The 22,224-nt window shown below is 64.4% G+C and carries 18 protein-coding genes; 14 read left to right on the top strand and 4 right to left on the bottom strand.

The genetic code is table 11. The features are described 5' to 3' along the window. The first annotated feature begins 35 nt into the window (after positions 1–35). The 8 genes from nrfB (at position 36) to pbpG (ending at position 8,154) form a co-directional block, all read left to right on the top strand. The gene (gene nrfB, locus PG881_RS08065; RefSeq protein ID WP_270799165.1) at positions 36–671 is read left to right on the top strand and encodes a cytochrome c nitrite reductase pentaheme subunit; all 636 of its coding nucleotides are present in this window, start codon (positions 36–38) and stop codon (positions 669–671) included. Next, positions 668–1,360 (top strand): cytochrome c nitrite reductase Fe-S protein, encoded by a 693-nt coding sequence (gene nrfC, locus PG881_RS08060; protein WP_270799163.1) that lies wholly within the window; start codon positions 668–670, stop codon positions 1,358–1,360. The genes nrfB and nrfC overlap by 4 nt, the downstream gene beginning before the upstream one ends. An 87-nt stretch (positions 1,361–1,447) precedes the next feature. After that, positions 1,448–2,401 carry a cytochrome c nitrite reductase subunit NrfD gene (gene nrfD / locus PG881_RS08055; protein WP_270799160.1) on the top strand — a complete coding sequence of 318 codons (954 nt, stop codon included), beginning with the start codon at positions 1,448–1,450 and terminating at the stop codon, positions 2,399–2,401. A gap of 149 nt (positions 2,402–2,550) precedes the next feature. Then, positions 2,551–4,515, top strand: a complete 1,965-nt coding sequence (gene nrfE, locus PG881_RS08050; protein WP_270799158.1) for a heme lyase NrfEFG subunit NrfE — start codon at positions 2,551–2,553, stop codon at positions 4,513–4,515. Then, positions 4,512–5,048 carry a DsbE family thiol:disulfide interchange protein gene (locus tag PG881_RS08045; RefSeq protein ID WP_270799156.1) on the top strand — a complete coding sequence of 179 codons (537 nt, stop codon included), beginning with the start codon at positions 4,512–4,514 and terminating at the stop codon, positions 5,046–5,048. Before nrfE ends, PG881_RS08045 begins: the two co-directional genes overlap by 4 nt. Continuing rightward, entirely contained in the window at positions 5,045–6,238 is a 1,194-nt protein-coding gene (gene nrfF / locus PG881_RS08040; protein WP_270799154.1) for a heme lyase NrfEFG subunit NrfF, read from the top strand. Before PG881_RS08045 ends, nrfF begins: the two co-directional genes overlap by 4 nt. 137 nt (positions 6,239–6,375) lie before the next feature. Further along, a complete protein-coding gene (locus PG881_RS08035) occupies positions 6,376–6,831 on the top strand; it encodes an NUDIX hydrolase (protein WP_270799151.1) in 456 nt (151 codons plus the stop codon). A 402-nt stretch (positions 6,832–7,233) separates the two neighbouring features. Then, entirely contained in the window at positions 7,234–8,154 is a 921-nt protein-coding gene (gene pbpG, locus PG881_RS08030) for a D-alanyl-D-alanine endopeptidase (protein WP_005300287.1), read from the top strand. 107 nt (positions 8,155–8,261) lie between these two features. On the opposite strand, the gene PG881_RS08025 is transcribed toward pbpG, so the two are convergent. Beyond that, the gene (locus PG881_RS08025) at positions 8,262–9,647 is read right to left on the bottom strand and encodes a tryptophanase (RefSeq protein ID WP_270799149.1); all 1,386 of its coding nucleotides are present in this window, start codon (positions 9,645–9,647) and stop codon (positions 8,262–8,264) included. 472 nt (positions 9,648–10,119) lie between these two features. On the opposite strand from PG881_RS08025, the gene PG881_RS08020 reads away from it, so the two are divergent. From PG881_RS08020 to PG881_RS08010, 3 genes are all read left to right on the top strand, one after another. Next, positions 10,120–10,284, top strand: a complete 165-nt coding sequence (locus tag PG881_RS08020; protein ID WP_124252454.1) for a DUF2256 domain-containing protein — start codon at positions 10,120–10,122, stop codon at positions 10,282–10,284. Then, positions 10,284–11,804 (top strand): cryptochrome/photolyase family protein, encoded by a 1,521-nt coding sequence (locus PG881_RS08015; protein ID WP_270799144.1) that lies wholly within the window; start codon positions 10,284–10,286, stop codon positions 11,802–11,804. The genes PG881_RS08020 and PG881_RS08015 overlap by 1 nt, the downstream gene beginning before the upstream one ends. Positions 11,805–11,955: 151 nt before the next feature. Beyond that, entirely contained in the window at positions 11,956–13,209 is a 1,254-nt protein-coding gene (locus PG881_RS08010; RefSeq protein WP_011705831.1) for a D-amino acid dehydrogenase, read from the top strand. 159 nt (positions 13,210–13,368) lie between these two features. Here the strand turns inward: PG881_RS08010 and PG881_RS08005 are convergent, their stop codons facing one another. Beyond that, on the bottom strand, positions 13,369–14,061 hold the full coding sequence (locus PG881_RS08005) for a TetR/AcrR family transcriptional regulator (protein WP_270799141.1): 693 nt from the start codon (positions 14,059–14,061) through the stop codon (positions 13,369–13,371). Positions 14,062–14,227: 166 nt separating this feature from the next. On the opposite strand from PG881_RS08005, the gene PG881_RS08000 reads away from it, so the two are divergent. Then, positions 14,228–16,162, top strand: coding sequence for an amidohydrolase (locus PG881_RS08000; RefSeq protein ID WP_270799139.1), 1,935 nt, complete (start codon positions 14,228–14,230; stop codon positions 16,160–16,162). A gap of 42 nt (positions 16,163–16,204) precedes the next feature. On the opposite strand, the gene PG881_RS07995 is transcribed toward PG881_RS08000, so the two are convergent. Next, positions 16,205–17,332, bottom strand: coding sequence for an HPP family protein (locus PG881_RS07995; protein ID WP_270799137.1), 1,128 nt, complete (start codon positions 17,330–17,332; stop codon positions 16,205–16,207). A 285-nt stretch (positions 17,333–17,617) separates the two neighbouring features. On the opposite strand from PG881_RS07995, the gene PG881_RS07990 reads away from it, so the two are divergent. After that, complete coding sequence (locus PG881_RS07990; RefSeq protein WP_252411212.1) at positions 17,618–18,739, top strand: glycosyltransferase family 9 protein; 1,122 nt, start codon at positions 17,618–17,620, stop codon at positions 18,737–18,739. A gap of 89 nt (positions 18,740–18,828) precedes the next feature. Here the strand turns inward: PG881_RS07990 and metE are convergent, their stop codons facing one another. Beyond that, positions 18,829–21,093: a 5-methyltetrahydropteroyltriglutamate--homocysteine S-methyltransferase gene (gene metE / locus PG881_RS07985; protein WP_270799132.1), complete on the bottom strand. Its 2,265-nt coding sequence runs from the start codon at positions 21,091–21,093 to the stop codon at positions 18,829–18,831. A 182-nt stretch (positions 21,094–21,275) separates the two neighbouring features. Between metE and PG881_RS07980 the strand changes: the two genes are divergently transcribed. Next, the gene (locus tag PG881_RS07980; protein ID WP_270799130.1) at positions 21,276–22,196 is read left to right on the top strand and encodes a LysR substrate-binding domain-containing protein; all 921 of its coding nucleotides are present in this window, start codon (positions 21,276–21,278) and stop codon (positions 22,194–22,196) included. Positions 22,197–22,224 lie beyond the last annotated feature (28 nt).

The raw sequence follows: 22,224 nt of genomic DNA, 5'->3' as shown, positions 1-22,224 counted from the left end.
GCAGTGTCGGGCCCGCAGCCGGATGGAGGCTTCCTATGGGTGATTTAACAATGGATTTCTTACGACTGATGCTGATGGCAGCCATGCTGCTGACCAGCCTGCAGGGTCAGGCCGCCGATGCGGCGAACGCCCCTGCGGCCCTCTCTGCCACACCTGTCTCTGCTACACATGAGGTGGAGTTTTTGCGCAATCCCGATGCCGCCTGTACCGACTGCCACAAGGAGCAGGCATACGGCATGCACGGCAAGCACGGCCAGGCGACCAACCCCAACAACCTGGCGCCGGTCACCTGCACCAACTGCCACGGTCAGCCCTCCCCCAAACACCGGGAAGGGGTCAAGGATGTGATGCGCTTTAGCGACAGCTTCAATGACAAGCAAAGCGCATTGGAAGACAAGCAGAGCACCGAGAGCTACCCCATCGCCGAACAGAACGGGGTCTGCATGAGCTGTCACGAGCCCAAACCGCTGCGCGAGGCGCTCTGGGCCCACGACGTGCACGCCACCAAGCTCACCTGCACCAGCTGCCACCAGCTGCACCCGGCCAAGGAGCCCATGGTGGCGATTCCGGAGAAGTCCCGCATCAAGCTCTGCGTCGACTGCCACAGCAAGCAGCATGAGGCCGTCAAGGCGGCCAAGACGAACACCACCTCGGGCAAGGAGGCACAATGAGCTGCTCTCGCCGTCACTTCATGGCGGGGATGAGCGCGGGGGCCCTCATCATGATGACGGGGGCTGCTCGTGCCAACACCCTCTCCCTTGCCACCACCCTCGCCCACAGTCAGACCATCGACGGGGTACGCTTTGGCATGCTCCACGACGAGACGGCCTGCATCGGCTGTACCGCCTGCATGGATGCCTGCCGGGAGGTGAATCAGGTGCCAGAGGGAGTCTCGCGCCTCGAGATCATCCGCTCCGGCCCCATCGGCACCTTCCCTGATGCCGAGTACCACTTCTTTCGCAAGTCCTGCCAGCACTGCGACAACGCCCCCTGCGTGCACGTCTGCCCGACCGGCGCCTCCCATATCCGCAAGGAGGATGGCATCGTCGACGTCAACCCGGATCTCTGCGTCGGCTGCATGTACTGTCTGGCCGCCTGCCCCTATCAGGTGCGCTTTATCAACCCTGTGACCAAGGTGGCCGACAAGTGCGACTTTTGCCGCAAGACCAACCTGGCGGCGGGCAAGGAGCCGGCCTGCGTGGAATCCTGCCCCACCAAGGCGCTGGTGTTCGGCAATCTGGATGACCCGGACAGCCCCATCGCCAAACGGCTGGTAAAGGAGACCACCTATCGCTACAAGCAGGCACTCGGCACTTCGCCCAAGATGTACCGCGTGCCTAAAGGGGAGATAAAGTCATGACGATGCAAGAGGCATTTCACTTCCCTTCCCTTGTGTGGGGATTTGTCCGATCGCCATCTACCGCAGTAACAGAAGGAGGAATGGATCATGTTGCATGACGCATTTCACTTCTCCTCGCTGGTGTGGGACTGGCCCATCGCCATCTATCTCTTTCTGCTCGGCATCTCCGCCGGGGCCACCACCCTCTCGGTGCTGCTGCGCCGCAAGGGGGCCGGCAGCGAGAGCGGCATCATCAAGGCGACCGCCATTCTGGCGCCGGTGAGCGTGGTGCTGGGGTTACTGATCCTCATCTTCCACCTGGCCCGCCCCTGGACCTTCTGGAAGCTGATGTTCCACTACCAGTTCGACTCCGTGATGTCGATGGGGGTCATGCTGTTCCAGGTCTACATGGCGGTGCTGTTCGCCTGGCTGGCGGTGGTGTTTCGGACCGAGATCGAGACCTTGCGCCGTCACCTGCTGCAAGAGAAGTTCGCCTTTGTGGATGATCTCATCGCTTGGCTTGCCCGCATCGAGCGGCTGCTGGCGCCGATCTTGCTGCTGCTTGCCGTGCTCTTGGGGGCCTACACCGGCTTTCTGCTGTCGGCGCTCAAGACCTATCCGCTGTTGAACAACCCGGTGCTGCCGGTGCTGTTCCTCATCTCCGGCGTCAGCTCCGGCATCGCTTCCACCATCTTGCTGGCGGTCACCCTGTTCAAGGAGAACCATCACAGCCAGGGAGTGAGCTTCGTCCACCGCTTCGAGCGGCCGGTACTGGCGGTGGAGGTGTTGCTGCTGGTCTGCTTCTTTACCGGCCTCTACTTCGGTGGCGGCCAGAAGGAGGCCGCCATGTGGGCCGCCATCGGCAGCGGCTTCTGGGCTCAGGTGTTCTGGCTCGGGGTGGTGGGCATCGGCATGCTGCTGCCCCAGTTGCTGGCCCTGCTGGCCCCCGCACCGCTGCGGGCCAAAAACGGCTACCTGGTACTGGTCTGCAGCCTGACCCTGGTGGGGATCCTGCTGCTGCGCTACTTCGTGCTCTACGCCGGCCAGATGACGGTAGTTTAAAGGTATGATCACCAGCGCCAGCCACCTTCGGGTGACTGGCGCTTATTTGTTGCGATAAGTTGTTGCCAGAAATGTGGATGTTATCCCCCAGCGCCGGTACGGTGCAGACGCTGCGGCATAACATAGACGAATGATTGACTGGAGGTTGTGTGCTGGCGGAGCTCGGCTATCTCTCACTGTTGCTGGCGACCGGGCTCGCCCTGCTGCAAGGCACCTTGCCCTGGCTGGGGCTGCGGCTCGCCTCACGCCCGCTGCTCGGCTGCGCAACACCGCTGGCCCTCCTGGTCGCGCTCCTGCTGTTGGCCGCCCTGCTGCTGCTCGCCGGCTGTTTTGGCCAGGATGATTTCACCCTAGTCTATGTGGCCCAGCACGCCAACAGCGCCCTGCCCCTTGGCTTCAAGCTGGCGGCCGTGTGGGGCGGCCACGAAGGCTCCATGCTGTTCTTCGTCTTTGCGCTGGGGCTGTGGGGCGCGCTGGTGGCTCTTTGCTCCAGGCGGGTCGATCCGCTGATCACAACCAGGGTATTGGCCATCATGGGGCTGATCGTCGGGCTGTTCGGCCTCTATACCCTGATCTTCTCCAGCCCGTTTGACCGCCAGTTCCCGGGGCCGCTGGAGGGGCGCGATCTCAACCCCATGCTGCAAGACATTGGCCTCATCATCCACCCGCCCCTGCTCTATCTCGGCTATGTCGGTTTTGCAGTCAACTTCGCCTTCGCCATGGCGGCGCTGCACTCGGGCAGGCTCGATGGCGCCGTGGCCCACTGGAGCCGCCCTTGGGCACTCGGCTCCTGGGTCTTTCTCACCGCCGGTATCGTGCTGGGTTCCTGGTGGGCCTATTACGAGCTCGGCTGGGGCGGCTGGTGGTTCTGGGATCCGGTGGAAAACGCCTCCCTGCTGCCCTGGCTGCTGGGCACGGCCCTGCTCCACGCCCTGATCGTCTGCGAGCGGCGCGGCGCCTACGGCCACGGCGTGTTACTGCTCTCCATCTTCACCTTCTCGTTAAGCCTGCTCGGCACCTTTGTGGTGCGCTCCGGCGTGCTCACCTCGGTGCACGCCTTCGCGGTAGATCCCAACCGCGGCCTCACCCTGTTGCTGCTGCTCGGTCTTCTGCTCACCACGGCGCTCACCCTGTTCGCACTGCGGGCCGATACCCGCGCCCCCTACGCCCGCTTCGGCTTACTGTCAAAAGAGGGGCTGCTGGGCGCCGCCATACTGCTGCTGTCGGTAGCCTGCGCCTGCGTGCTGCTCGGCACCTTCTACCCCATGGTGTTCCAGTCGCTGCATCTGGGGTCGCTCTCGGTGGGTGCCCCCTATTTCAATACCATCTTCGTGCCGCTGGCCCTCTGCATGATGGCGCTGATGACCCAGCTGCCGCGCCTGCGCTGGCAACATCTGGCAGCCCAACGCCGCATCAAGGTGCTGCTCCCATGCCTGTTCGGCCTGCTGGGGGGCACCTTGCTAAGCCTCGCCTACCCCGAGCCGCTGCGGGCCGGCTGGCTGGGGCTTGCGGCCAACGTGCTGAGCCTCTGGCTGATTGCCAGCCTGCTGCTCCCTCTCTTGCAACCAACGTCGCTGCGCGAGCTCACCCTTAACCGGCTCGGCAGCCTGCTGGCCCACCTCGGGGTGGCGGTGTGCGCCCTCGGCATCGCCCAGGTGAGCCACCATTCGCTCGAGGGGGGCACAGTGCTCAGTCCGGATACGCCCTACCGGCTCGGCGCCCATGAATTTCGCTATGAGGGGAGCGAGCCGGTGATCGGCCCCAACTATACCGCCGAGCGCATCACGCTTAGCGTGCATAAGGACGGTAAAGAGGTGGCGCGGCTGACGCCGGAGCGGCGCCACTACAGCGTGCGCACCATGAACATGAACGAACCGGGCATCGCGTGGGGGCTGTTGGGCGATCTCTATGTGGTGCTCGGCGAGAAGATGGGGCCAGATGCCTATGCCATGCGGCTGCACTACAAGCCGCTGGTGCGCTGGATCTGGCTCGGCGGCCTGCTGATGATGGCGGGCGGCGCCCTGCGTTTGCTGGGGCGCAAGCCATTGCTGGCAGCCCAACCGCAGACCGCTGCACATCAAGTCGCGGGCTTGCTCCCCAAGGAGGCACCATGAGAGCCCGCCTGCGCCTCTTCATGCCGCTGCTGCTGACCCTGTGCCTCGGCGTCCTGCTCTGGCTGGGGCTTGGCAACAACCCCTACAGTCAGGATGAGGCGACCCTGGGCCGCAGTTTGCCGGCCTGGCAAAGCGAGAGTTTGTTTGGCGGCGACCCCATCCATACCGAGGCGCTCAAGGGGGAGCCCTTCGTGCTCAACGTCTGGGCCAGCTGGTGCCCCAACTGCCGCGCCGAGCACCCGCTGCTCGCCGAGCTGGCCAAGACAGTGCCCCTTTATGGCCTCAACTACAGAGACAAGGGCGATGCTGCCCGCGCCTGGCTTGAGGAGGCAGGCAACCCCTATCGCGCCGTGCTGGCGGATCTGGACGGCAAGTTGGCGCTGGAGCTCGGCGTCTACGGCACGCCCGAAACCTATCTGTTTGCCGCCGATGGCACCCTGCTCACCCGCCATACGGGTCTCTTGAGCACGGATATCTGGCAGCGCCAGTTTGTGCCAAAGCTCAAGGCCGCCCGCCAGGAGGGCAAACTATGAAGGGCTTCATCATCCTCTGCGCCCTGCTGGTACTCGGCGTGCCCCTGAGCCAGGGCGCCCTGGCCAGCGGCGTCGACACCTATCAGTTCCAGCACCCCGAGTTGCAGAGCCACGCCCAGGATCTCGCCCGCGCCCTGCGTTGCCCCCAGTGCCAGAACCAGAACCTGGTGGAGTCCAACTCCCCCATCGCCCGGGATCTGAGGCTCGAGGTCTACCGCTGGGTGGATGAGGGGCAGAGCGACGAACAGGTGATCGCCCGCATGACCAGCCGCTTTGGCGACTTCGTGCGCTACGATCCCCCCTTCAAGGCCAGCACGGCGCTGCTGTGGGGGGGGCCAGCCCTCTTGCTGTTGCTGGCGCTCAATCGCCTGCGCAGGAGCCTGCATCGCCGGCAACCGGCGCGGGTGCCGCTTGTCGGCTACAGAGCCGAGAGGGTGCTCGCCCACGACCCCAGAGCCGAGCTGAACCGGCTGATCATGGCCGAGCAGCAGGCGGGGCTTGCCCCCCACAGCCGCCTCTACCGGGAGCTGGAGCTGGCCCGCCTCGCCAACGCCACCCCACCTGCCGAACAGGCCCTGCGCGAGCGGCTGGTCAGGGACCGCACCGCCCGTCCGCTGCCCTGGCTGCGCTCATGGATACTGCTTGGGGCCCTGCTGCTGGCGCTGATGGCCGGCATTTATGCCGGCACCGGCCGCTATCAGGCGTGGCTGGCTTATCAGTCGCGCCCCGATCCGCTGGCGGGATTGAGCCCGCGGGATCTGCAGGACAAGGAGCTGGGCGCCCTGCACCAGCGTCTGCAAACCAACCCCGCCGATCTCGACGGCTGGGCGGCGCTCGGCCAGCTCTATCTCTATCGGGACGAGTACGCCAACGCCCTGCTCGCCTACCAGCGCCTCGCCCTGCAAGAGGGGGGCGCCAGCGCGGCGACCCAGGCCGCCCAGGCTACCGTGCTCTACTACCAGGCAGGCCAGCAGCTCACCCCGGAGGCGCTACGTCTGCTTGATAGCGCGCTCAAGCAGGACAAGGGCGAGGTGAGCGCCCTGATGCTGCTCGCCTCCGATCACTTCCTGCACGGCCGCTACTCCCAGGCCATCGCCCTCTGGCAGCAGTTGCTGGACGAGGAACGCCCCCGCATCAATCGGGCCGCGCTGATCGAGGCGATCCAGACCGCCCGCATGATGGGAGGCTGACCGGACGTGTGACTGGGGCTGAATGCCCCTGTCACGTTGGGCCCGCACAAGCGCCGCCGGCAGGGAAATCACTTGCCAAGATCCCGTCTGCGGCCGAACAATAGGCGTCTATTGAACCTTTTTATGGAGCCTATCCCATGATCCCCATTCGCTGTCACACCGTCTCCGGCGTTGCGCTCTCCACCATCCGGGGCGAGACCCGGTTGCTGATGATGAAACGGGTCAAGGGCGGCTTCTGGTGTCATGTGGCGGGCACGGTCGAGGCGGGGGAAACCGGTTGGCAGACCATAGTGCGCGAATTTCGCGAGGAGACCGGCATCGCCGTGCACGAACTCTACAACGGCCAGTATCTGGAGCAGTTTTACGACCACGCCACCAACACCGTCGGTCTGGTGCCGGTGTTCGTGGTCTACTGCCCGCCAACGCAGGCGGTGACCCTCAATCACGAGCACACCGAGTACCGCTGGTGCAGCCTGGCCGAGGCCAAGGCACTGGCGGGCTTCCCCGGCCAGCAGGCACTCTATGATCACCTCTGGCACTACTTTGTCGAAAATAGCCCCTCGGCGCTGATGCGGGTGGCCATGACACCATAGCGGGGGCATGCCAAGAGCCCTACCCTTATCCCCTTGATCCTGTGATGATCCACATCCGGCCATGGCGGCCATCAGCACATGTTGCCGCCCCTGATCAGGCCGTTTTCAGCAAAGATGATCACCCAGAATGAGCGAGAGGAAGGAAACAAGCAGCAGAGAGAGGTAAAAAAGTCACTATCTGGCGGCCAGGGGGCGCCGCCAGCCGCGCGCCGCGACCAGGTTCCCCACTCCTGCCCACCCCATCATTACTCGTATGAAGCCACCCATAGCCGCCATTACCGTTACTTCAAGGTGCGCCATCCCATAAAATTGAAATATCGGGCCATTAGACGTTGTGAAGCGTCAATTACCGTCATATAACTTAGCCAAATATCCCTGTCAGCCGTACGGTAGCGTCAAATCATGATTACTCGCCCTTTTCTTACCCTGTTGCTCGGTGCCTTCCTTGTTCCCGTCAGCATGGAGAGCGCCCAGGCCAATCCGTTTTCAGCCCAGTCTCACTCCCCCAACAGCTTTCTGGAGCAGCGCAACGATCTGGCGCTGAGCTCAGCCGCCTTCGTGGTGGCCAACCCGCGCACCGGTGAAGTGCTGTCGGAGCGCAACGCCAACCGGGTGATGCCGATAGCCTCCATCACCAAGTTGATGACGGCGCTGGTGGTGCTCGATGCCAATCAGCGGCTCTCCGAGATGCTGACCGTTACCATGGCCGACGTGGACAGACTCAAGGGCACCGGGTCGCGGCTGGCGGTGGGCTCGCGCCTGAGCCGGGCCGACATGCTGCATATCGCCCTGATGTCGTCGGAAAACCGCGCCGCGTCGGCGCTGGCCAGAAACTACCCCGGTGGCCAGCGTGCCTTCATCGAGGCGATGAACGCCAAGGCCCGCATGCTCGGCATGTGGAGCACCCAGTTCTCCGACAGTACCGGGCTCACCCCTCGCAACGTCTCCAGCGCCCACGATCTCGCCAAGCTGGTGGCGGCGGCATCCACCTATCCGCTTATTCGCCAGTACTCCTCCACCGAGGAGCGCATGGTGCGCAACGGCAAGCGCCAGCTGCACTACCTCAACTCCAACCGGCTGGTGCGCGAAGGGAGCTGGCCCATCTCCCTCTCCAAGACCGGCTATATCCGCGAGGCGGGTCGCTGCCTGGTGATGGCCACCCAGATCAACCGCGAGCCGGTGATCATGGTGCTGCTCAATGCCGACACTCCCAACGCCCGGGTGGCCGATGCCAAACGGATCAAATCCTGGCTGGAGACTTCCGGTCGCATGAGCCTGACCGCCCAGTCCAGCCCCCAGACCAAGCTGTTCAGCAGCCAGTAACGCGCCCGGCGATCATCGTCAAAAAAGCCCCCGCACCTAGGTGCGGGGGCTTTTGTTGTTGAGCCTTGTGAACAAATCCGCTGGCTACGACGCCAAAGTGCTGGCAATCAGACCGGCTTGAGCCGCGCGGTGAAGTGACGCAGCAGCGGCGGCTCGTAGTCAAAGGTGAGCCCGCGAATGTCGCTAGCCCGCGCTTTCACCGCGATCAAGCAGTCGGCCACATAGTCCATGTGATCCCGGGTGTAGACCCGGCGCGGAATGGTGAGACGCAACAGCTCGAAGTCCGCCGCCTCCTGCTTGCCAGTGGCGGGATCGCGCCCCAGCAACAGGGAGCCTATCTCCACTCCGCGCACGCCCCCTTCCAGATAGAGTTCGCAAGCAAGCGCATGGGCGGGGAACTGCTCGGCCGGAATATGGGGCAGCAGCTTCTTGGCATCGACAAACACCGCATGACCGCCGGTGGGGGTCTGGATCGGGATGCCCGCCTCGGCCAGCCGCTCGCCGAGATAGGCCACCTGACTGATGCGGTAGGTCAGATACTCCTCATCCATCCCCTCGCGTAGGCCGATGGCGAGCGCCGCCATGTCCCGCCCGGCAAGGCCGCCATAGGTGACAAACCCCTCCATCGCCACGCAGCGCACCTGCACCGCGCGAAACAGCTCGAGATCCTCTTTAAAGCAACAGAGCCCGCCGATATTGACCAGCCCGTCTTTTTTGGCGGACATGGTGAAGATGTCCCCCAGCGCAAACATCTGGCGCACGATCTCCTTGATGCTGTGCTTGGCATAGGCCGGATCCCGCTCCTTGATAAACCAGGCGTTCTCGGCGAAGCGGGCGGCGTCGATCACCACCGGAATATGGTGGCGACGGGCCAGCTCGGAGACCGCCTCCATATTGGCCATGGAGACCGGCTGACCGCCGGCGCTGTTGCAGGTGACCGTGATGATGATGCCGGCCACGTTGTCGGCCCCCAGGGTCTCGATGGTGTCACTCAGACGAGGAAGATCAAAATCCCCCTTCCAGGCATACGAGGCCGTGGTGTCGAGGGCTTTCGGGGTGAGCAGGTTGATGGCCCGCGCGCCGGCCAACTCCACGTGGGCCTTGGTGGTGTCGAAGTGGTAGTTGGAGATGAAGACCGGCGCCTTGCCCTGGCAGCGCTTGACCAGCTCGGGGAAGAGGATCTGCTCGGCCCCGCGCCCCTGGTGGGTGGGCATCACATGCTGGTAGCCAAAAATCTCGCGCACCGCGCGCTCCAGCTCGACGAAGTTGCGGCTGCCCGCATAGGCTTCGTCCCCCATCATGATGCCGGCCCACTGACGATCGGACATGGCACCGGTGCCACTGTCGGTCAGCAGATCGATATAGACATCCTCGGCCAGCAGCAGGAAGGGGTTCCAGCCAGCGGCCTCGAGGGCGGCGCGGCGCTCGGCGCCCGTGGTCTGTTTGATGGGCTCGACCATCTTGATACGAAACGGCTCGGGTATACGACGCATAAAAGACTCCTCACCGGCGCAAGGCCAGTGTGTTTGAAATTGGAATTGGCAAAGAGGCCGGGGCGATCAGGGTCGTCCGGCTGACAAATTCAAACGGCGGGTGCCGCCAATCAGCGGTGAGGAAAGTCGAGGGTCAGAATGGGATCCCGGGTGTACCAGTGGGCGAGCAGGCAAGCTGCCCGGGGCGTAGCTGTCACGATTGGCATCACTCCCCTCCATGTCGGTTGTAACCAGTCGGTGGCCAATTAAGATCCATTGATGAGTGCTGCCAGCGGGCAGCCTCGTCACGTTAACGGTAGGTTAATTGGCAGACAAGAGGCGCACCGCCGGGCTGTGCGCCTGCTCACAAAGCGTCCATTCATCCGACTCGATACCGGCAACGGTGATCCCACCCGCGCCCCGCTTCGTTAAGCTGTTATCCCGTTGACTTGACCCTGTTCACGCCGCCCTCTTGCCAACCATCGGAAGTCCCATGCATCGCAAAGCCCATCTGCCCGAGAAGATCTGCCCCGTCTGCCAACGCCCCTTCAGCTGGCGGCGCAAGTGGGCAAATTGCTGGGAGGAGGTTCGCTACTGCAGCGAGCGCTGTCGCCGCGCTCGTCACCGCAGTCATCCACATAATGGGGAGCATGCCTGATGGAGCTGCGCCTCGTGCTCGGCGATCAGCTGAACGCCGGTCACAGCTGGTTTCGCACGCCGGATCCGGCGGTCTGCTATCTGATGGCGGAGCTGCGCCAGGAGACCGACTACTGCCGCCACCATCGCCAGAAGGTGCTGGCCTTCTTTGCCGCCATGCGCGCCTTCGCGGCGGCCCTTGGCAAGGCGGGCCACCGCGTCTGTTACCTGACCCTCGATGAGAGCGCCCGCTGGCCCGACTTGCCCACCCTGCTGGCAGCTCAGATCGCGGCGCATCAGGCCGACAGCGTTGCCTGGCAGAGCCCGGACGAGTGGCGCCTCGCCAGCCAGTTGAAAAGCTGGGCGGCGGGCCTCGCCATCCCTGCCACCGAGGTGGATAGCGAACATTTTCTCACCCCCCGCGATGGCTGGCAGCGCTACCCCCACAGCAGAATGGAGTTCTTCTACCGCACCCTGCGAAAGCAATACAGGGTGCTGCTCGATGAGCACGGCCAGCCCCTTGGCGGGCGCTGGAACTTTGATGATGAGAACCGCGCCAAATTGTCGGCAAGCCAACCCATCCCGGCGCCCCTCACCTTTGCCAACGAGGTGAGCGACATCGATGCCATGCTGACCCGCCACGGGGTCAGCACCATCGGCGAGGCGGATGCCAGCAAACTGCCCTGGCCCATCAGCCGGCGCCAGAGTCGCGAGTTGCTGACCCATTTTCTGGCGCACTGCCTGCCGCACTTTGGCCGCTATCAGGATGCCCTGAGCGAGCGGGGCTGGAGCCTGTTTCACAGCCGCCTGTCGTTTTCTCTCAACAGCAAGATGCTCCGCCCCCTCGAGGTGATCCGCGCAGCCGAAGCCCACTGGCAGGCCAATCAGGACACCATCACCCTGGCGCAGGTGGAAGGCTTTATCCGCCAGATCCTCGGCTGGCGCGAATTTGTGCGCGCCCTCTACTGGGAAAAGATGCCCGACTACCAGCAGACCAATTTTCTGGGGGCCAAGCGGCCGCTCCCCGGTTTTGTCTGGAGTGGCGAAACCAGGATGGCCTGCGTGCGTCACGCCATTGGCCAGTCTCTGGAGCACGCCTACGCCCACCATATCCAGCGGCTGATGGTGATCGGCAACTTTGCCTTGCTGGCGGGACTTGATCCTGACGAGGTGGATGCCTGGTATCTCGGCATCTATGTGGATGCCATCGAGTGGGTGGAGCTGCCCAACACCCGTGGCATGAGCCAGTTTGCCGATGGCGGCCTGATGGGCAGCAAGCCCTACGCCAGCAGCGGCGCCTATCTCGAGCGAATGGGCCACTACTGCAAGGGATGCCACTATCAAGTCAAAGCCCGCAGCGGCGACGGGAGTTGCCCGTTCAACAGCCTCTACTGGCACTTTTTATGGCGCAACCGGGAGAAGCTTGGCAACAATCCTCGCCTCGCCCAGCCCTATGCCAACTGGGATGGCCAGGCCGCCGAACAGCAGCACGCCATCCTGGCGACGGCGGAGCAGTACCTGATCCGGCTGGAGCAGTTCTGACTGCCACAGCTAATGCCAACAAGTCCACACTTTTCAACATTGAAAACCAGTTAAATAAATGTAAATAGATATATATCCCAATTATATCTACACCAGTTGAATATCCTGTGGCGGCTGATTAAGGTGAGGGCCCCAGTCAAGGAGAGACAAGATGGACATAGTGGTACTCGGTGGTGGCGTGGTCGGCGTGACCAGCGCCTGGTATCTGGCCAAGGCGGGTCACAAGGTGACGCTGCTGGAACGGCGTGACGGAGTGGCCCTTGAAACCAGCCACGCCAATGCCGGCCAGATCTCCCCCGGTTACGCGGCCCCCTGGGCGGCCCCCGGCATTCCCCTCAAGGCCGCCAAGTGGCTGCTGCAAAAGCATGCCCCCTTCACGGTGCGACCGACCTCGGATCCCTTCCAGCTGCGCTGGATGCTGAAGATGTTTGCCAACTGCACCCCGGCGGCCTATGCGGTCAACAAGGGGCGCATGGTGCGGCTGGCCGAATACAGCCGCGACTGCATGAAGCTGCTGCGCGACGAGCTGAGCATCGATTATGAAGGGCGCCAGCTCGGCACCCTGCAGCTGTTTCGCAGCCAGGCCCAGCTCGATGCCAGCAAGCGCGACATCGAGGTGCTGGAAGAATACGGCGTGCCCTACCAGTCCCTCGATGCCGCTGGCTGTGAAGGGGCAGAGCCGGCGCTGGCCCGGGTACGCGGCAAGATAGTGGGCGGCCTGCGCCTGCCGGGCGATGAGACCGGCGACTGCTTCCGCTTCACCAAGGCCATGGCAGCGGAAGCACAGCGACTGGGAGTCAAGTTCGTGTTCAACTGCGCCATCGACGAGATCGAGCTGGCGCAGGGACGCGCCGTGGCGGTGCGGGCCGGCGAGCAGCGCTTCAAGGCCGACGCCATCGTCTGTGCCCTCGGCAGCTATGCCACCGGGTTCCTGCGCCCGCTCGGGCTCGATCTGCCCGTCTACCCGGTCAAGGGCTACTCCCTCACCCTGCCGATGATCAACGCCGAGGCCTCGCCGCGCAGTACCGTGCTGGACGAAACCTACAAGGTGGCCATCACCCGTTTCGACGAGCGGATCCGGGTCGGCGGCATGGCGGAGCTGTCAGGTTACAACCTGGCCCTCAACCCGAAACGGCACGACACCCTGGCCATGGTGGTCGGCGATCTCTTCCCCGAGGGGGGCGACATCAGCCGCGCCGACTTCTGGACCGGGCTGCGCCCCATGACGCCGGACGGCACCCCGCTGGTGGGCCCAAGCCCCATCCCCGGGCTCTGGCTCAACACCGGCCACGGCACCCTGGGCTGGACCATGGCGGCGGGCTCGGGCCAGCTGCTGTGCGATCTCATCAGCGGCAGCGACACCGCCATCAGCGACGAAGGGCTCACCCTAGCCCGCTACGGCTGAGCCTTCTCCTGCGTCTCTTCCCGTTTTATCCCAAAGAGGGAGTGCCTGGCACTCCCTCTTGTTTTGACCCCAGTTTGTTTTGACCCCAGTTTGTTTTGACCGCAGTTTGTTTTGACCCCAGTTTGTTTTGACCGCAGTTTGTTTTGACCCCAGCGCGGTTTATTCAGCCTCTGCCGCCGCGTCGCCCGGCATCAGGGCGGGCTGCGCCTGCCACACTCTGGCGGGATCCGGCTCGGCGATGGCGCTCGCCACCAGTTGCTGCAGCCAATGGCGATGGAGCAGCCAGATGGGATCCCCCAGGCGTCCCTGCTCCTTGGCGCACTGCTTGACCACATCCGCCGTCCGGTAGAAGTAGCGGATCAGGGTGGTGAGCTCGGGGTCGGGCCAGCGGCAGCCAAAATGGCGCAGCCGTTCGTGCCAGAATGCCAGCTGACCGCGCTCGTGCTCCTGCTCGAGCCCGTGCAGGGCCGGGATGAGATCCATCGCCTGCCACAGGGCCCCGTAGCCGACGAAGCGCTCATCCAATGCATCCAGCGCCTGATCCAGCATGGCCAGGGTCTGCGGCCAGTTGTCGGCCTGCTGGCGGATCGTCGCCTGCGCCTCGCACACCGCCGCCAGCCAGTCCATCGCCAGCCGGCAGATGATCGCCTCCTTGTTGGGATAGAGGTGATAGAGCGACTTGATACCCACCCCGGCGCGGGCGGCAATGGCATTGGTGTTGAGCGCCGCAAACCCCTGCTCCCGCAGCAGCGCCAGGGTGGCCTGCTCGATGCGGGTCGCCACCTCCTGACTGCGCTGCTGCCGCGGCTGACGCCGCATGCTGAGTCCCTCTGGCAATGCGTGTTCCGCCATTGCGTCTCTCCCTCCATGGTCACCGAGTCTCATCACTACATGATGAGACAGACTCAACACAAGTAAAAAAAAGTGCAGCAATAACTGGCATTTTCCGGCACAGCTGCAATAAACAACTGTGCTCATATTTGCAGTAATCACTGCAATCATACAAGGAGAGCACGCAATGGATGGCAAACAACACAACCACCGCCGGGGGCTGGTCGCCCTGCTGATGACGATCCTGCTCGGCGGCTGCCAGCAAGACAACCGCTCGCAGGAACCGACCAGTACCCTCTACTTCAACGGCAAAATTTACACCCAGGATGGCCAGCGCAGCCTGGTCGAGGCCATGGTGGTCGAGGATGGCAAGTTCCGCTACGTCGGCTCGCGCCAGGGGGCCGGATCCTTCATGACCAACGCCACCCGCCAGGTGGATCTGCAGGGGCGCATGGTGCTGCCGGGGCTGCACGACAACCACATCCACCTGCTCGGCACCGTGGCCCTGCCCATGTGCGATCTGGATGGCCAGGCCGTCGATCTCGATCAGCTGGCTGCCAAGGTCAAGGCGTGCCTGCCCCGCTACGCCGGGCAGCCGGGCGAGTGGCTGGTGGTCAATCAGTGGTCCCCTTATGATGGCAATACCCCGACCGCGAGCCATGCCACCCTGCTGGCCGCCCTGGATGCCGTGGCGCCGGACAACCCGGTGGTGCTGCTCGGGGCGGACGGTCACGCCAGTGCCTACAACTCGCAGGCACTGGCCAGCGCCGAAGATCAGGATGGCAATCAGGTGGGCTTCAACCCCGGCACATTGGCGCCGGGCGGGGTGTTCGAGCGGTTCATCCCCTATGTGGACTTGACCAGCGGCGTCATCCGGGAGGGAGCCCGCAGCGCCATCCCGGTGCCGGACAGCGGGGTGCTGAGCGCCAGCGACGAGCGGGCCGCCGCCCAGTACGAGCAGATCCTGCCGGCCATCGCTACCCTGATGGCCTCGCGCGGCATCACCGGCGTGCAGGACGCCTGCGCCACCGACTTCATCCGCCAGCGCCTGCTCAGCATGCAGGCACGAGGGCTGCTGCAGATGCGCATCACCGCCGCCACCTGTTTTCACGAGGATGACTACAGCGGCAAGCTGGACATCGAGGGGCACCTGGCCAAGGCCACTCAGGTCAGAAGCGCCTTTGCCGGCAACCCGCTGATCAAGGCCGATGCGGTCAAGATCTTCCTCGACGGAGTGCTGGAGGGGGATCCCTTCACCGCGCCGCCTTTCCTGCCCAACGCCGGCATGCTGGAAAACTACCAGAACCCCCATCTGGCGCTGGATCCGGACAGCGGCCGGGTCACCATCACCGCCGACAGCGAAGACGCCGGCAGCAACGGCATTGTCAACTACCGGGAGGCGGATCTGAAGCGCTACGTCACCGCGCTGGACGGGGCGGGTTTTGGCATTCACATGCACAGCATCGGTGATCGCAGCACCCGGGTCGGGCTCGATGCGCTGGCTGCCGCCCGCGCCAGCAACGGCGATCGGGGCATCCCCCACACCCTGGCCCACCTGCAGGTGGTGCACCCGGACGATCAGCGCCGCCTTGGCGAGCTCGGGCTCTACCTCACCTTCACCTACGCCTGGACCACGCCCCAGCTTGCCTACGACATGCTGGTCACCCCCTTCATCCAGCCAACCAGGGCCGGCCAGTCCCTGAGCGAGGCGCTCTACGATCAGCTGGGTTATCTGCAGCAGGCCCTCTATCCGGTCGAGAGCAGCCGCAAGGCGGGTGCCATCCTGGTGGCAGGCAGCGACGCGCCGGTCGACAGCCGGGATCCCCGTCCGTTTGAGAACATGGCCGCCGGCATCGTACGGGCGGCCGGCAGCGACGATGCATTTCGCGCCAGCCAGCGCATCTCGCTGACCGAGATGCTGGCCGCCTACACCATCAACGGTGCCAGGGCGGTGCGCCAGGGGGAGATCACCGGCTCCATCGAGGCGGGCAAATCCGCCGACTTCATCGTGCTCGACCGGGATCTATTCGCCCTGGTCGAAGCCGGCACCCCAGAGCAGATTGCCGACACCCGGGTCGAGCAGACCGTGTTTCAGGGCAACACCATCTACCCGGCCCCCTGAGCCAAGACGCAGACAACAAAAAGGCCCCGTGAGGGGCCTTTTTTATGGACTGGCCGGCGCGCCGGTTTCGCCCTGTGCCGGGTGCAGCGCCAGGTTGAACAGCGCCGCCACCATGTCCGACTGGGTCAGGATCCCCACCAGCTGCTCGCCATCCACCACCGGCATGTGGTGCAGGCCGCCATCGGAGAAGGCGCCCACCAGATCGTAGAGCGGCTGATAGCGGCGGGCGGTCGACACGTTGCGGGTCATCAGATCCGCGACCCGCAGCTCGGCCAGCTCCGCGGCGCCTCGCGGCTGTTGCAGCGCCCGGTCGATCATCAGGTCGTGCAGGGTGATGATGCCGGTCAGCCGGCCGGCCTCGTCCACCACCGGCAGCGCCTTGACCTGATGGTGGGAGAGCAGTTGCCAGGCCGCCATGGCCGGCTGCTGCGCCGCTATCAGGATCAGATCCCGCGACATCACGTCCTGCACCCGCACCGTGCCCACCCTGGCCCGCAGGGCGTGCAGCTGGGCCTCCTGCAATAGCGCCTGCAGATCCTGGCGGCTGATGTCGAGCAGCTCGCCGTGCTTTTCCAGCGCAAAGTCGATGTCCGCCGCCTGGGTCGCCACCCGCTCGCTCGGCTGGGGATCGGCGGTCTGGTGGCGATTGGGCTGGGCCTGACCGCTGTTGGGATAACGGCGCCCCAGCAGCCGGTTGTAGCAGAGCGCCAGTAGCAGCAACAGCAGCGAATTGAGCAGCACCGGCAGCAGCACATAGCCCACCCCGAGCTGGCGGATCCCCTCGCCACCGATGACTGCGGTCAAGGCCACGGCGCCGCCGGGCGGATGCAGGCTGCGAGTGAGAAACATGGCGGCGATGGCCAGCATCACGGCAAGGGCCGCAGCCAGCGCCGGATCCGCCACCAGACTGGTACTCAGCACCCCCATCAGCGCCGAGACCCCGTTGCCCACCACGATGGACCAGGGCTGGGCCAGCGGGCTGGCGGGCGCGGCAAACAGCAGCACGGCGGAGGCCCCCATGGGGGCGATCAGCCAATGGACCTCAAGCCCCAGCCCCCAGCGACACAAGAGGGCAGTACCCAACAGCCCGGCGAAGGCGCCCAAGGCGCCGTAACAACTCTCTTTGATACTGGTATTGGTGGATACCGGAAAAAAATCCCTGAACTGCATGGGGCTCCTGCGCGGATAACATTCATTTCAAATGCGCAATTTTAACGGCATCCCCTCGCCCAATACCACCGCCAGATGCAGCCAGGCCCCTCTTATTTGGTGATGACCGGCCTCATGGGAGTCACACCACCATCCCTCGTCTCCTCGCACTCGTCACAAAACTGTGATGCAGCAACAAATTCTTACAAAAAAGCTGCTGACGGCCTCCTTTCCCGCTTCTCTTAACACGCCCTTAAGAATCGCAGTGTCATCTTGAGCTCATCTTCATGCACGGAGCCACTACTTATGAGCACCATCAGAGATGCCCTTCGCCGCTTCGACGGCCAGCGCCGCTGCTGGACCGCCGGGCTGGAGCGGGCCGCCCTCGCCTGGCTCGCGCGTCAAGGCCGACTGCCGGCAAGCAGCCAGCCTCCCCAGCGGATCCTGGTCATTCGCAGTACCTGCCGCATCGGCAACAACCTGTTTCTGCTGCCCTTCTTGCAAAAGGTGCGCAGCGCCCACCCCCATGCCGAGATAGAGCTGGTGTGCAGCGGCGGTCAGCTGCTCCCCTTCCTGGCCGATCTGCAACTGCAGCGCATTCATCCGGTCAAGCTGCAGGGCAAACGGCTGCTGGCCTCCCTGTCGGTGCTGTGGCGGCTGCGCCGTCAGCACTACGATCGGGTCTACGTGCCCTTTGCCTCCAGCACCGATCACCTGATCGCCGGCTGGGTGAAGGCGCGCGAGAAGCTGGGCTTTGACGATGCCAAGGGCGACGCCCTGTTCCCCCAGCCCCTCACTCCCAACCAGCACTGCCATTACGCCCACCAACCGCTGCAACTGCTCGGCATGCACGGTCATCTCGCCGATCAGATTGAGCTCGGCAGCTTGCTGCACAGCGCCAGCCCACGGCTGCTGGCACTCAGGCAGGACTACCCGGCGCGGCCGCTCATCGGCTTTTTCACCGGCGCCCGCAAGGGCAAGGGGCTCTCTCTGCCCCAGTGGCAACGACTGCTCGGGGATCTGCGCCGCCACTACCCCAGTGCCCTGCTGATCCAGCTCGAGGATCCCGCCGATCCCCAGCCCCGGCTCGGGGACGTTCAGGTGTCCCTGTCCAGCCTGAGCGAGCTGGCCCGCTTTGCCGGTGGCCTCTCCCTCTTCGTCAGCGGTGACACCGGGCCGCTGCACCTGGCCGCCGCCAGCGGCGTACCCTGCCTCGGTCTCTTTACCCAGACCGATCCCGCCCGCTACGGCTGCCTCGGCGCCCAGCACCTCAATCTGGTGATCGGTGATCGCAATGCCATCCCCCTCGATCACCATTGGCTGGCCGAAGCACTGGCGAGGGAGCCCCAGCCGCAGCAGCTGCCGAGCGCCCCCTCGCCCGTCCCAAGCCCGGGGCTTGCCAGCGGCGCCTTTGTCGTCACCCTCTGAGGGGCTTCAACCAACAAAAAAAGAGGGAAGGCTTGCGCCTTCCCTCGTTCGTTATGCCCGTACTCTCTTGTTGTTTGCGGATAGCCTTATCAGGCCAGCTCGGCGCGCAGCGCCTTGGTGGCATCGACCATCACCTTGAGGGCGGCTTCGGTCTCTTCCCAGCCGCGGGTCTTGAGGCCGCAATCCGGGTTGACCCACAGCCGCTCGGCCGAGATCTTCTTGGCCGCCTTGCGCAGCAGGCCTTCAATCCAGCTCTGGCTCGGCACGTTCGGCGAGTGGATGTCGTAGACGCCCGGGCCGATTTCGTTGGGGTAGTTGAAGCGCTCGAACGCTTCGAGCAGCTGCATCTGGCTGCGGCTGGTCTCGATGGTGATCACGTCCGCATCCAGGGCCGCCACCGCCTCGATGATGAGGTTGAAGTCGCTGTAACACATGTGGGTGTGGATCTGGGTGCAGTCTGCCACCGGGCTGGCGCTCAGACGGAAGGCCCGCACCGCCCAGTCGAGATAAGCCTGATGATCCTGTTTGCGCAGGGGCAGCCCTTCACGGATCGCCGGCTCGTCGATCTGGATGATCTTGATACCAGCGGCTTCGAGATCTGCCACCTCGTCACGAATGGCCAGGCCAATCTGCAAGGCAGACTGCTCGCGGCTCACGTCTTCGCGCGGGAAGGACCAGCAGAGGATGGTCACCGGGCCGGTCAGCATGCCCTTGACCGGCTTGTCGGTCAGGCTCTGGGCAAACTTCGTCCACTCAAGGGTCATGGGTGTGGGTCGGTCGATGTCACGGGTGATCACCGGCGGCTTGACGCAGCGCGAGCCATAGCTCTGTACCCAGCCGAAGCGGGTGATGGCAAAGCCATCCAGCAGCTCACCGAAATACTCCACCATGTCGTTGCGCTCGGCTTCGCCGTGCACCAGCACGTCCAGCCCGATGGCCTCCTGGCGCAGAATGGCATCCTTGATCTGGGCCTTAATACCCGCCTCATAGGCCTGGTCATCGATGCGACCGGCGCGCCAATCCTGGCGCAGCACCCGAATTTCCGAGGTCTGCGGGAAGGAGCCGATGGTAGTGGTCGGCAACAGCGGCAGCTTGAGATCCGAGCGCTGCGCCTCGGCCCGCACCGGGTAGGCGCTGTGGCGATCAAAATCGCTGTTGGTGAGGCTGGCGAGCCGTGACTGCACCGCCTTCTTGTGCACCCGGCTGTCGGACTCCCGATCCACGATGGGCTGGCTGTAGGCAGTGATCTTGTCCAGCTCCCCGCCATTGAGATGGTCAGCCAGCAGCCCCAGCTCGTAGCATTTTTGCAGGGCGAAGGCGAACCAGCTGCGGGTCTGGGCATCCAGCTCCAATTCGAGAGTCAAGTCCACCGGGCTGTGCAGCAAGGAGCAGGAGGAGCCGACCCAGAGCCGCTCGCCGAGCTTATCCTTCAGCGATTTTAGAGTCGGTACCAGCTTGGCCAGGTTGGCACGCCAGACGTTGCGACCGTTGATGACCCCGGCCGAGATGACCCACTGGGCCGGCAGGTGCGGGACTAGCGTCTCCAGCTGCTCGGGGGCCGCCACCAGATCCAGGTGCAGGCCGTCCACCTTCAGGCTGGTGATGATGTCGCGCTGATGGGCAACAGAGCCGAAATAAGTGGTGAGCAGCAGCTTGCAGGGACCGGCCAGACGCTCGTAAGCGTTGAGATAAGCCAGCCGCCACTCGTCCGGCAGGTCCAGCGCCAGCGCCGGCTCGTCGATCTGCACCCACTCCACCCCCTGGGCGGCCAGTTTCGCCAGGATCTCCTGATAGACGATGAGCAAGCGGTCGAGCAGTTCGAGGCGGGAGAAGCCGCTCTCTTTCTCCTTGCCAAGCCAGAGGTAGGAGACAGGGCCCAGCAGCACCGCCTTAACCGGCAGCCCCAGCGCCTTGGCCTCTTCCACTTCGTCAAACAGCTGGCTCCAGCCCAGTTTGAAGCGCTGGTCGCGGCTGAACTCGGGCACCAGGTAGTGATAGTTGGTGTTGAACCACTTGGTCATCTCGGCGGCGGCAGCGGCCGGGCCGGTCGGCGCACGGCCACGGGCGACCCGGAACAGGGTATCGAGATCGGTGTCGCCATGACGATGGCGGGCGGGGATGGCATCCACCAGCAGGCTGGTGCCGAGCACCTGATCGTACCAGGCGAAGTCACCCACCGGCAGCAGGGTCACACCGGCCTGTTGCTGGGCCTGCCAGTGACGCTCACGCAGGCTCTTGCCGGTGGCGATGAGTTCGGCCTGGCTGGTTTCGCCGCGCCAGTAAGATTCGAGGGCAAATTTCAGCTCGCGCTTGGCGCCGATACGGGGAAAGCCCAGGGTGTGTGCGCAGGTCATAGGTTCCATTCCTTATGCTCATTCATCTGATGGTGAACTGGATGATTTAGCCATCCAGATGTTTACACATCCAAAATGACAAGATAAGGTGGCGTTGGCTATTGAATCCTTTTCAACTGGCTCTCAAGAAATTCTCAAGGCGGGCAACAAGCCGCCGCCCAGGCACAACAAGGAGGGATACCATGGCGGTGTCAAGCAACCCGGGGATCGACATCAAGCACCTGAAGACGGTGAGCGCGCTGGCCGAGCAGGGCTCGCTGGCCGGTGCGGCGCTGACCCTCAACCTCACCCAGTCCGCCCTCTCCCACCAGCTAAAAGAGCTGGAGACCCGCCTCAATCTGGAGCTCTATCTGCGCAAGAGCCGGCCGCTGGTGCTGACCGCGGCCGGCAACCAGCTGCTGGGGCTGGCCCGCCAGGTGCTGCCGGCGCTGGCACAGACCGAGAAACAGCTGCAGGCCCTGCACAGCGGCGATGCCGGTCGCCTTCACCTGGCACTCGATTGCCACAGCTGCATTCAATGGTTGCTGCCGCTGTTGCCCGATTTTCGCCGCCAGTGGCCGGGGGTGGATCTGGAGGTGGAGTCGGTGCCGGGCTTTGATGCCATCAGCGCCCTGCTCGGCGGCCAGCTCGACTTGCTGCTCACCTCGGACGTGCAGGCGCGCGGCGATCTCCACTTCGAGCCGCTGTTCGCCTTCGAGCTGGTGCTGGTGATGGCGCCGGACCACCCCCTCTGTGGGCAGCGGACCATCAAGCCTGAGGATCTGCGCCCCGAGGTGCTGCTGGTCTATCCGGTGGAGCGGGCGCGGATGGACGTGTTCAGCCGCTTCCTGCAACCAGCCGGCATCGAGCCCGCCCGCTGCAAGCCGGTGGACAACACCTCCGTGATGCTGCAAATGGCCGCCGCTGGCCTTGGCGTCGCCGCCCTGCCGCGCTGGGCCTGCGAGGAGTTTGTCCGCCAGGGGCTGCTTGAAGCGCGCCCGCTCGCCGAGGGGGTGCGCCGCCACATGTATGGCGCCGTGCGCGCCGCCGACCGGGATCAAACCTGTCTGCAGAGCCTGTTTGAGCGCATTCGCAGCAAGATGGGCGACGTAAAAGCGCAGTAAAAAGCCGCCTGAGGGCGGCTTGTCATCA

The sequence above is a fragment of the Aeromonas sp. QDB54 genome, assembly GCF_027707385.1.
Taxonomy (GTDB): Bacteria; Pseudomonadota; Gammaproteobacteria; order Enterobacterales; family Aeromonadaceae; genus Aeromonas; species Aeromonas hydrophila.
The sequence above is the reverse complement of the archived record's forward strand: the minus strand, read 5'-3'. Positions and strand labels throughout refer to the sequence as shown.